This window comes from Acinetobacter sp. SwsAc5, from assembly GCF_013391485.1.
In the GTDB taxonomy this organism is placed as follows: domain Bacteria; phylum Pseudomonadota; class Gammaproteobacteria; order Pseudomonadales; family Moraxellaceae; genus Acinetobacter; species Acinetobacter towneri.
In genome coordinates this window covers 61,944-72,753 of record NZ_JACAXD010000015.1, presented here as the reverse complement: position 1 = coordinate 72,753, position 10,810 = coordinate 61,944, and the positions used below count along the sequence as shown (strand labels likewise).

The 10,810-nt window shown below is 43.0% G+C and carries 9 protein-coding genes; 3 read left to right on the top strand and 6 right to left on the bottom strand.

Features of this window, described 5'->3' with window-relative positions; translation table 11 throughout:
- Positions 1 to 84: 84 nt before the first annotated feature.
- Complete coding sequence (locus HYG89_RS10120; RefSeq protein ID WP_178867347.1) at positions 85 to 1,419, bottom strand: MFS transporter; 1,335 nt, start codon at positions 1,417 to 1,419, stop codon at positions 85 to 87.
- A 185-nt stretch (positions 1,420 to 1,604) separates the two neighbouring features.
- The gene (locus tag HYG89_RS10115; protein ID WP_004972459.1) at positions 1,605 to 2,252 is read right to left on the bottom strand and encodes a hemolysin III family protein; all 648 of its coding nucleotides are present in this window, start codon (positions 2,250 to 2,252) and stop codon (positions 1,605 to 1,607) included.
- Between the two features lie 107 nt (positions 2,253 to 2,359).
- Here HYG89_RS10115 and HYG89_RS10110 point away from each other — a divergent pair, with 107 nt between their 5' ends.
- The gene (locus tag HYG89_RS10110) at positions 2,360 to 3,580 is read left to right on the top strand and encodes an SAM-dependent methyltransferase (RefSeq protein ID WP_096901570.1); all 1,221 of its coding nucleotides are present in this window, start codon (positions 2,360 to 2,362) and stop codon (positions 3,578 to 3,580) included.
- Between the two features lie 23 nt (positions 3,581 to 3,603).
- On the top strand, positions 3,604 to 4,026 hold the full coding sequence (locus HYG89_RS10105; protein ID WP_004972455.1) for a GNAT family N-acetyltransferase: 423 nt from the start codon (positions 3,604 to 3,606) through the stop codon (positions 4,024 to 4,026).
- A 112-nt stretch (positions 4,027 to 4,138) separates the two neighbouring features.
- On the opposite strand, the gene HYG89_RS10100 is transcribed toward HYG89_RS10105, so the two are convergent.
- The 4 genes from HYG89_RS10100 to HYG89_RS10085 all read right to left on the bottom strand — a co-directional run bounded on the left by HYG89_RS10100 (position 4,139) and on the right by HYG89_RS10085 (position 9,235).
- Entirely contained in the window at positions 4,139 to 4,471 is a 333-nt protein-coding gene (locus HYG89_RS10100; protein WP_004972453.1) for a hypothetical protein, read from the bottom strand.
- 171 nt (positions 4,472 to 4,642) lie between these two features.
- Positions 4,643 to 6,778, bottom strand: a complete 2,136-nt coding sequence (locus HYG89_RS10095) for a 3-hydroxyacyl-CoA dehydrogenase NAD-binding domain-containing protein (protein ID WP_178867345.1) — start codon at positions 6,776 to 6,778, stop codon at positions 4,643 to 4,645.
- 11 nt (positions 6,779 to 6,789) lie between these two features.
- Complete coding sequence (locus HYG89_RS10090) at positions 6,790 to 7,995, bottom strand: acetyl-CoA C-acetyltransferase (protein WP_096901568.1); 1,206 nt, start codon at positions 7,993 to 7,995, stop codon at positions 6,790 to 6,792.
- Positions 7,996 to 8,224: 229 nt separating this feature from the next.
- A complete protein-coding gene (locus HYG89_RS10085) occupies positions 8,225 to 9,235 on the bottom strand; it encodes an AraC family transcriptional regulator (protein WP_004972448.1) in 1,011 nt (336 codons plus the stop codon).
- A 209-nt stretch (positions 9,236 to 9,444) separates the two neighbouring features.
- Between HYG89_RS10085 and HYG89_RS10080 the strand changes: the two genes are divergently transcribed.
- Entirely contained in the window at positions 9,445 to 10,605 is a 1,161-nt protein-coding gene (locus HYG89_RS10080; protein ID WP_004972446.1) for a CaiB/BaiF CoA-transferase family protein, read from the top strand.
- The last annotated feature ends 205 nt before the right edge of the window (positions 10,606 to 10,810 follow it).

The window sequence follows — 10,810 nt, the reverse complement described above, 5'->3', positions numbered from 1 at the left end:
CGCAAGAGATGCGATGGATGTCTGATTATTTGTAGTCATAAATTTAAGTCCCCACTTGTTTCTAAGTGGGGACTAAATTAAGGCTTATAGGATGAATTCAGAAGGTGTGTTCAGCGGACGCTTACCATCATGCTTGGTTTCTCGAATCATTAAAAATGCGATTAAAGACAAGATGGATGCTGCACTTAAATAATAACCAACTGCAGCCAAGCCATAAGTGGTGGCAAGTTTGGTGGCAATCAGTGGGGCAAACGATGCGCCAAAAATACCCGCCAAGTTAAAGGTGAGTGCCGAGCCTGTATAGCGTACAGAAGTAGGAAAAATTTCAGACAACACTGTACCAATTGGTCCGTAAGTAAGTCCCATAATTGCCAAGCCAATACACAGGAAAATAAATACAATCCACGTGCTGCCTGAAGCAAGCATATCGGCAAAGAATAAGCCAAAAATTGCAGAGACGATGCACACCGCAATAGAGGTAGTTTTACGTCCAAATTTTTCGGCTAAAACGGCTGAGAGGGGAATAAATGCGGCAAAACATAATGTGGCTAGTAGTTGAAGTTTTAAGAATTCTTCACGTGAATAACCCAGTTGTTTGGTGCCCCATTGCAAGGCAAATACCGTAGTCAGATAAAACACCACAAAGGTACAAATTGCAGCGATTGTACCGAGCACTAACATTTTAGCGTGTTTTTTAAAGACCTGAATAAATGGCACATTGACTTCTTTTTGTTTATTCAACACTTTTTGGAAGGCAGGCGTTTCATGCAGTTTTAAGCGAATCCATAAACCGACAATCACCAATAAGGCACTCGAAATAAACGGGATGCGCCAGCCCCATGTCATAAAGTCTTGCTCAGACATCAGCGCACCTAAAATAAGGAATGAACCTGTGGCAAGAATAAAACCAATCGGAGCGCCCAATTGTGGGAACATGCCATACCAAGCACGTTTACCTTCAGGGGCATTTTCTGTGGCTAACAGTACTGCTCCCGACCATTCACCGCCCAAGCCTAAACCTTGCCCTAAGCGACACAACGCCAACAGTAATGGCGCGATAATCCCAATTTGTGCATACGTCGGCAGTAAACCAATACAGACTGTAGAAATTCCCATGGTCAATAATGCCGCGACCAAAGTGGCTTTGCGTCCAATCCGATCTCCTAAATGTCCAAATAAAGCTGCGCCAATTGGACGGGCGATAAAGGCAATTGCAAAGGTGGCGAGAGATTGAATGGTTGCCGTCATTGGGTCAGTACTGGTCGGAAAGAACAGATACGGGAAAATAATGACTGCCGCAGTGGCGTAGATATAAAAGTCAAAAAACTCGATGGTGGTACCGACCAAGCTTGCAGTCAGTACTCGAAATTTAGAATTTTGAGTCGGCTGTTCAGCGGCAGCAGTAGATGAAGATGCCATACAGGACCTTATGTAAAGTGAATTTTAAATGAAAGTGCAATTTGGCACAGACCGCACTGGCAGAAAAATAGTAGATACTTCTTGTAGTTATACTTTTTTGAACAAGAAGTCGGTTACAAAACTGCATCCATGAACACCATTCAAATCTGATCGTTTTATCTGTAAGACATGAGCGATATTCAGCGTTAAATCACATACAGATAAATTGCCAGAAAGTGTGCGCCTGCACCAATTAAGACAAATACATGCCAAATTGCGTGGGTATATCTTACGCGTTTTAAGGCATAAAACAATGCACCCACGGTGTAGGCAATGCCGCCAATTAGCAAAAAGGTCAGGGCTTGGCTGCTTAAATAGGCTTGCATATCGTCCATGACCAGAACGGCTAACCAACCCATCACCAAGTAGGCAATTAAAGAAATTTTATGAAAACGGTTGATAAATACCAGTTTAAATAGGGTGCCAATCAGGGCAATAATCCACAGGGCAATTAACAAATATTGTGCTTTTTGAGTAGGAATCGCGATGGATAAAAATGGGGTATAAGTCCCTGCAATTAAATAATAAATTGCGGTGTGATCTAACTTTTTATAAAAATAACGACGGTCTGCTGCGGTTGCCATGTGATACAGCATTGAAGCAGAAAAAAGCAGTACCATGCTTATTGCATAGGCCCACAAACCTAGCCATTGTCCCGTACTTAAATACGCACCTTTAATGATTAAAAGAATACCTGCAATAAATGCCAAAGCCGCACCAACACCATGGCTCAGATAGTTAATCCGTTCTTCTTGCAGGTCATAATCAGGCACTAAAGGGGCATTTAATTTCATGGCGAATCTGCTTTAATTTCTTTAATTATACAACTGTATCGTAATTCAATTTTGCTTTTAGGGTAATAACAATTAAACTTGAATTGTAATTTTTTCAGGTTTTTATTATGTCGACTTTGGCTTCTCCCTCTGTGCAGGAACAACAATTCTTAGAGGCTTTTCAGCAAGCCATTGATACACAAAAGCTTGATCGTGTGGTGCTGAGTCAATATAAAGGCGAACTGGAACAATTAGAAAAAATCACCTTACGGGTGATTCAGCTAAATCAAGACACCGTTTTAACTTGTTTGTATCGCCATAAAACGCAGGATATCACCAAAAACTATCCTTTGGCAGAAGCACAGATACAATTGAGTCACTTATTGGCAGATTGTAAACAGGCCAATTTATTCACGACAGATCAGGAAATTCAGCTAAAAAAGAACAAAAAGAAAGCCATGCTCAGCATTAGTAAAACAGCACCGACTATAGCGAAACCGAAAGAACCACAAGGACATGACCGAGAAAAGCAGCGTTATGTCGATCAATCCAGCCCATTTTTACAACACTTGGGGATTAGCGATGCCAAAGCGCAAATTATTCCGAGCATGGCGCGTAAATGGAAACAGATTAATAAATTTATTGAAATTTTTTCGGGTGCCTTGGCGCAAATCAAAATTTCGGAAAATACCTTGCGCGTGGTGGATTTTGGTTCAGGCAAAGGCTATTTAACTTTTGCGCTCTATGACTATTTGCAAAAGCAGCAATTTATTCCCTTTGTGACTGGGGTGGAACTAAACCCGAAAATGGTTGAGTTTTGTCAGTCGGTGGCGAGTGCTTCAGACTTTCAGCAGCTAGATTTTTTTCAGGGCGATGTGCGCACCTATCAGCCAGAACATTTAGATGTAATGATTGCTTTGCATGCCTGTGATGTCGCCACCGATTTTGCAATTCATACTGGTATTCGCCTGAATGCACAAATGATTATGTGCGCGCCGTGTTGCCATAAAGAGTTGCGTCCACAATTACAAAGCCCAAGCGTGTTGCAACCGATGCTGCAATTTGGCATTCATGCAGGGCAACAGGCGGAAATGTTAACCGATACCATCCGCGCTTTATTGCTCAAAGCCTATGGTTATGACACCAAAGTTTTTGAGTTTGTCGCTTTAGAACACACCAGTAAAAACAAAATGATTTTGGCAACCAAACGTCAAAATTGGAGTGAACCTGATCAAGCAGTTTTGGCACAAATTCGTGATTTAAAAACCATGTACGGTATTCAAAAACATTCTTTGGAGTTGTTGTTGAACGATCAGTGGGATCAACAGGGCATTGGTTCTAAGTGCTAAGCAAGATGGAACAGGATATAAAGATGCAAGATTATGAAATTCAATCGGGCACTTGGACACAATTTGCTGCAGAGGCCAAATCTATTCGTGAGCAAGTCTTTATTCAGGAACAGCGAATTGCGCCTGAAGATGAGTGGGATGCACAAGATGCAGTTGCCTTGCATTTTGTGGTCTATGCAACTGGACAGGCGATTGCAACAGCACGTTTACTGGAAAATCACAGTATTGGACGGGTCGCAGTGTTGAAATCACAGCGCGGTTTAGGTGTGGGACGTGTTTTAATGCAGCATATTATTCAGGTGGCAAAGCAGCAGCAACGTCCGTGGGTCAAGTTGTCTGCGCAGGAACACGCGATTCCGTTTTATCAAAGTTTGAGTTTTCAGGTTGAGGGTGAGTCGTATTTAGATTGTGGTATTCCGCATGTAGATATGCGATTGATATTTTAAATGAATTGTCGATAGTCCTGATTTTAATCGTGCAAAATAAAAATCGCCATGATGGAATGTGATCATGGCGATTTCTTTTTATAAACTGTATGAACAGAGCCGCTAGCGCATATTAATGTCCATGTGCGGGTGCTGGCTCATGGTTTTCAGGCATATTGGCATGTTCTGTTTCAGTCATACCGTGTGCATCTGCAGTTTCAGCAGCCAAAGCTTCACGTGCTTCACGATCTGCTTGTGCTTTTGCCAATGCTTCTTGTGACATAGCTGGCGCATTTTTAAAGGCGTGTTGCTGAGTATTCTGCTTTTGTTGCTGGCTAGGCATGTAGTCAGGTTCATTCGTGACCGCTAACCAGAAAATAAACATGAAAATTCCACCCAAAATACAGAAAATAAAGAGTGCTTTCCAACCCCAAGGTGATTTTTCAGGAGTAAGGCGTTCGGTCATGTGCATCTACCCAATTTGAATCTAAATCTTAAAATTATGTAACTTTATAACATAAAATGCATGAAAAACGGATTAAATTCTATTTATGCAGGGATATTCATTGTAATTTTGAGCAAATAAAAAGAGGGATGATATATCCCTCCCAGATTGCTTTAAATTTAAAGTTTAGCTTTAAATGCTTTTAGCACCTGCAGCAACACGATCTTGCAAGATTTTAGGTGGGGTAAAACGCTCGCCATATTCAGCAGTAAGTTGCTGTGCTCGTGCCAAAGCCTGTGTTAAACCATATTGATTCAAAAATTGTAAAGCACCACCTGTCCATGCAGGGAAGCCAATGCCAAAAATTGAACCAACATTGGCATCAATGACAGATTCTAAAACACCTTCTTCCAAGCAACGTAAGCTGTCCAGTGCTTGTACAAATAAGAAACGGTTAATCATCTCTTGTTCAGCGATTTCGGTATTTTTATACCAATGACTTAACCCCGACCAAAGCTGTTTTTTACCCTGTTCAGGGTAGTCATAAAAGCCTGCACCTGCAGCTTTGCCTTTACGTGAGAATTGATGAATCATGGTTTGAATGACTTCATCTGCACTCGACAGTGGTCGGTCTTTTCCTTCGGCTTGCAGCGCCTTACGTGCTTCCTGTGCCACGTGTTCAGATAAGGTTAAAGATACTTCATCCTGAATAGCAAGTGGGCCAACAGGCATACCTGCTTTTAAAGCTGCCATTTCAATTTTGGCAGGATGTACGCCTTCTGCCAGTAAGCGCAAGCCTTCCTGCACAAAAGTGCCAAACACCCGACTGGTAAAAAAGCCACGTCTGTCATTGACTACAATCGGTGTTTTACCAATGTGTTGCACAAAGTCATATGCTTTTGCCAAAGTATCGGCAGAGGTGTTTTTTCCTTTAATGATTTCTACCAACGGCATTTTATCGACAGGACTAAAGAAATGCAGTCCAATAAAGCGCTGTTGATCTTGCGCAGCTTGGGCAAGCCCGCTTATTGGCAAAGTTGAGGTATTGGATGCCATCACACCTTGTTCTGCCAGAAAAACTTCGGCTTCTTGTGTGACTTGCGCCTTGAGTTGAGGGTTTTCAAATACGGCCTCAATAATCAAATCACAGCCTTGTAAATCGGCAGCCTGTGCCGTTGGATGAATATTGGCTAAGACTTGTGCTGCTCGCTCTGCACTTATACGACCTTGCGATACTTGTTTATCCAATAGTTTTTGACTGTAAGCTTTGCCTTTTTCAGCTTGTTCGATGGATACATCTTTAAGAACAACCGCAATGCCTTTGCTTGCTGTGGCATAAGCAATGCCTGCGCCCATCATGCCTGCACCTAAAATGCCGACTTTTTGAGTTTGATGCGGTGCAATGCCTTGCGGACGGCCACTGCCCGATTTAATCGCATTCAGCCCATGCCAAAAGGTGCCAATCATATTTTTAGAAATTTGACCTGTTGCGAGCTGGGTAAAATAGCGAGATTCAATGCGTAAGGCTGTATCGACATCAACCTGCGCACCTTCTACTGCTGCACTCAAAATTGCTTCAGGCGCAGGGTAACAGCCTTTGGTTTTGTCGCGTAGCATGGCAGGAGCAATGGAAAGCATTTGCGCGACAGCAGGTGTAGATGGTGTTCCCCCAGGGATTTTATAGCCTTTGACATCAAATACTTGTTGTGATTGAGGATGTGCAAGAATCCAGTCTTGGGCTTTGCTGAGTAATTCTGTTTCATTTTCAGCAAGATCATGGATTAAACCTAAACTTTGTGCTTTTTCCACACTCAGCTGTTTGCCTTCCATCAACAGCGGCAGGGCAGTTTGTAAACCCAATAAACGTACCATCCGCACAATACCACCGCCACCAGGCAATAAACCTAAAGTCACTTCGGGTAAACCAAACTTGGTTTTTGCATCACGAATTGCAATACGATGATGACAGCACAGAGCAAGTTCCCATCCGCCGCCGAGTGCCGTGCCATTTAAGGCAGCTACCACAGGAATACCACGGGTTTCAATATAACGCAGCTGTGCTTTTAGGTTTTCAATCATCTGAAAAAATGAGCTGGCATGCTCAGGCTGTACTTGAATCAACTCATCTAAGTCACCGCCTGCAAAAAAGGTTTTTTTCGCAGAGGCGAAAATGATTCCCGCCACTTGTTCGTCTGCTTTTAACTTTTGTACCACTTGCGCTAATGCATCTCTAAAGTCAGCATTCATGGTGTTGGCAGATTGATTTGGTGAGTCAAAGGTTAGAATGACAATGTTATCGGCATTTTTATAATAGTGAATGGCGCTCATTTTTATACTCCTTATACTCGCTCAATAATGGTGGCAATTCCCATCCCACCGCCTACACATAATGTAGCCATGCCGCGTTTTTTATCTTGTCGTTCTAGCTCGTCCAGTAAGGTGCCTAAAATCATGGCACCTGTAGCGCCAAGTGGATGACCCAAGGCAATAGCACCACCATTCACATTGACTTTGGCGGGATCAACCTGAAGTTCTGTAATAAAACGCAGAACCACGGCTGCAAAGGCTTCATTGACTTCAAACAGATCAATATCTTCAATGTTCAGTCCTGCTTTGGCTAAGGCTTTGCGTGCTGCAGGCGCGGGTCCTGTGAGCATAATGGCAGGGTCTGTGCCAACCAGTGCGGTAGCAAGCACTTTGGCGCGTGGTTTTAAGTTGTGTTGTTGTACCGCTTGTTCCGATGCAATCAAGACCAATGCCGCGCCATCAACAATACCTGATGAATTGCCTGCATGATGCACATGATTGACTTGTCCTGCTTCAGGATATTTTTGCAGGGCAATCGCATCAAAACCCATTTGTCCCATATTGGCAAAACTCGGCTTGAGCTGTGCCAAGCTTTCAGCCGTGGTCTGTGGTTTGATAAATTCATCTTGTGCCAAAATCACCACACCTGCCTGATCTTTGACAGGTACAATCGAGCGCTCGAAATGTCCCTGTGCTTGTGCTGCTGCGGCTTTGTGCTGTGATGCTGCTGCAAATTGATCGACTTCTGTACGGCTATAGCCATCGAGTGTGGCAATTAAGTCAGCGCCAATACCTTGTGGAATAAAGTCACAAGCCATATTGGTTTCAGGGTCGAATGCCCAAGCACCACCATCGGAACCCATTGCCACGCGTGACATAGATTCCACACCACCTGCAACGATTAAATCTTCCCAACCCGAACGAACTTTTTGCGCTGCGAGGTTCACGGCTTCTAAACCTGAGGCACAAAAGCGGTTGATTTGTACCCCAGCAACATCATTGTCCCAACCTGCGGCAATCGCTGCGGTTTTGGCAATATCTGCACCCTGATCGCCAATTGGTGTGACACAACCCAAAACAATATCGTCTACTTGTGAGGTGTCTAGGTTGTGTCGTTGTTGCAATTCATTCAATAAGGTTGTGAGTAGGCGAATGGGTTTAACTTCGTGTAATGCGCCATCTTTTTTTCCTTTGCCGCGCGGAGTGCGAATAGCATCAATGATGTAGGCCTCGCTCATAATCAATCCCTTGTCGATAGTTTTCTTTATGATTGCTTTTGAGTGTAATCTGAAAATTTTGAAGTGCAATGACGAGAACGGTACAGGTCAGTGAGGTTTTTTGCTAATTGGGATGACGCAGTAATTTGGCAGAAAGATTGAAACTATAATAGAGCGATAAAAAAAGCCCTTGCGGTGTGCAAGGGCAATCGATTGGAATTACGAGTTATTGTGAATTGTCGATTCTAAATTAATGATAACCGTGCAACTGACGGTATAAACCAGGTGTGACGCCAGTCCACTTTTTGAAAGCACGGTGGAAAGTACTGGTTTCGCTAAAGCCAACTTGTTGTGCCACATCTTCAAGGGTAAGTTCAGGATTCAGCAATAGGTGAATCGCGGCATCACGGCGTAATGCATCTTTTACCCCTTGATAGCTTTTACCTTCTGCAGCCAAACGACGACGCAAGGTTTGTGGCGATAGGTACAGCATGGATGCAACATCGTTCAAGGTTGGCATTTCTTCGCCAATTTGGCTCTTTAACACGTCACGAATACGCGAAGTTAAAGAATTGGTGTTTTTGAATTTCACCAACAATTGCGCAGGCGCGGTTTTTAAGAATTCGTCTAAGGTTTCTTGGGTTTGACGAATTGGTAAATCCAAGTAGTCGGCAGCAAAGGTAATTTCGGTACGTGGCATGTCAAATTGCATGACAGGCGCAAAGAACAGCGCATCGTATTCATCTGCATGTGCAGGACGTGGATAGCCAAAATGTACGCGCTCCAAAGGCAGGCGACGTTCAATCAGCCAAGATGCCAAGCCGTGCCAAATCATCAACATACTTTCAGTAATAAAGTGATCAGGATCCATAGCTTGTGGAATAGATGGTACCAAACGTGCTTCGTGTTTATCACGTTCTAAGGTAACCGACCAATCATCACCAAACAGTTTGTAGAATTGCGAAGAGAGTTCTAAGGCATCGCCCAGTGTTTTGGCGTGAATTACCAATTGGCACATGATCGCGAATGTACCCAAACGACGTGGCTGAGAATCAAAACCCACGTGTTCGTCTTGGGTCACCATCCACAACATTTTAATAAAGCGAGTATATTGTTCAGGTGAAATACGTGCTTTCGGTTGGCGCAGAAGTTCTGCCTCAATACCGACATGAGATAATAAGGTTTCGACATCCATGCCGAGTCGCTTAACACCCGTGAGCGCTGCATTTACAAAATGGATACTAATGGTATCTCTGCTCATGTTAAATCCTTCAGTCTCTTTTGTATTCACGTAAGCTTGACCTAAATGACGCTAAAAATTGAAATTGGCAATTTACAATACCAATTTTACTTATTTTACATAATAAATTGCCGAAATGATCAAGGTAAATGGCTGAACATGACATTGTGTTACAGTTTTGCTGTTTATAAGATGAACGGAAAATCAGTAAAAATCGAGTAATCACAACAATGACACATGCACTGAGCGGTTTAAAAGTTTTAGATTTTTCTACCTTATTGCCCGGCCCTTTTGCCAGTTTGTATTTGGCGGATATGGGTGCAGAGGTGATTCATATTGAATCGGCAACCCGTCCTGACTTAATTCGTTTATTTCCGCCCTATGCCAATGGACAAGCGACTTCGCACAGTTATTTGAATCGGAATAAACAGTCAATTACTTTGGATTTAAAATCCCCCGAAAGTATTCAGCTTATTCACGATAAAATTGCCGAATTCGATATTGTATTGGAACAGTTTAGACCAGGCGTGATGCAGCGTTTAGGGCTGGACTATGCCAGCTTGGCAAAAATTAATCCGCGACTGATCTATTGTTCCATCACAGGTTATGGACAAACAGGCGATTATCAACAAAGGGCAGGACATGACATCAACTATTTAGCCTTGTCTGGCATTGCGGGGCATAGTGGACGGCAAGCGGGTGGGCCGCCACCGCTCGGGATTCAAGTGGCCGATGTAGCAGGTGGATCATTGCATGCTTTGGTGGCGATTTTAAGTGCAGTGATAGAACGTCAGCGCAGTGGTTTAGGGCAGTATATTGATATTTCGATGACCGATTGCGCTGCGACTTTAAACAATATGGCCGCTTCAGCAGTTTTGGCGGCACAGGTTCCTCAATATGCTGAGCAATCTTACTTAAATGGTGGCACCTATTATGACTATTATGAAACAGCAGATGGCCGTTATCTTTCAGTCGGTAGTTTAGAGCCGCAGTTTATGCAGGGTTTGGCACAGATTTTAAACTTACCGATACTTTTGGAAAAAGGGGCATCTTTAGATCCGCAAGAGCGCTTGCAAGTCAAACACGCTATTCAAGATAAAATTAAAACACAAAGTTTTGCCACATGGCAGCAGGTATTCGCGCAATATGATGTCTGCGTTGAACCTGTATTCACTTTAGATGAAGCCTTACATTCACCTTTGGCACAGCAACGCGGTTGGACAGTAGAAGTTCCTATTCAGCAGAATGCCGAAAAAACTGAAACTCAGTTGGCGTGTCCAATTAAATTTTCACGTTCTCAAATGCGTTACGATTATATCGGGCAGGCTTTGGGTGCAGGGCAGTGGTCATCTCAGATTAAAAATCAGGATGAAGATGAAGCCAAGTCGTAATTTCAGGTAATCAATAATAGATCGAATAGATGCTATAGCAGAAAAAGTGCTAAAGCATGCACTATTTTGTGATAGCTCTATAAAAAGCCTGTAAATTTTGGCAAAGGCTTACAGGCTGTGATGTTGCAATGGCTTATCAATAAAATCGCTAATAAATATGTAAAAAACACATTTTGTTGATAGATTGAATCTCGCTATGCTGTCA

Excerpts from the sequence above, each read along its gene's own strand:
- HYG89_RS10095 (WP_178867345.1), bottom strand. The coding sequence starts at position 6,778 with ATGAGCGCCATTCACTATTATAAAAATGCCGATAACATTGTCATTCTA.
- HYG89_RS10120 (WP_178867347.1), bottom strand. The coding sequence starts at position 1,419 with ATGGCATCTTCATCTACTGCTGCCGCTGAACAGCCGACTCAAAATTCT.
- HYG89_RS10090 (WP_096901568.1), bottom strand. The coding sequence starts at position 7,995 with ATGAGCGAGGCCTACATCATTGATGCTATTCGCACTCCGCGCGGCAAA.
- HYG89_RS10085 (WP_004972448.1), bottom strand. The coding sequence starts at position 9,235 with ATGAGCAGAGATACCATTAGTATCCATTTTGTAAATGCAGCGCTCACG.
- HYG89_RS10115 (WP_004972459.1), bottom strand. The coding sequence starts at position 2,252 with ATGAAATTAAATGCCCCTTTAGTGCCTGATTATGACCTGCAAGAAGAA.
- HYG89_RS10080 (WP_004972446.1), top strand. The coding sequence starts at position 9,445 with ATGACACATGCACTGAGCGGTTTAAAAGTTTTAGATTTTTCTACCTTA.
- HYG89_RS10105 (WP_004972455.1), top strand. The coding sequence starts at position 3,604 with ATGCAAGATTATGAAATTCAATCGGGCACTTGGACACAATTTGCTGCA.
- HYG89_RS10100 (WP_004972453.1), bottom strand. The coding sequence starts at position 4,471 with ATGACCGAACGCCTTACTCCTGAAAAATCACCTTGGGGTTGGAAAGCA.
- HYG89_RS10110 (WP_096901570.1), top strand. The coding sequence starts at position 2,360 with ATGTCGACTTTGGCTTCTCCCTCTGTGCAGGAACAACAATTCTTAGAG.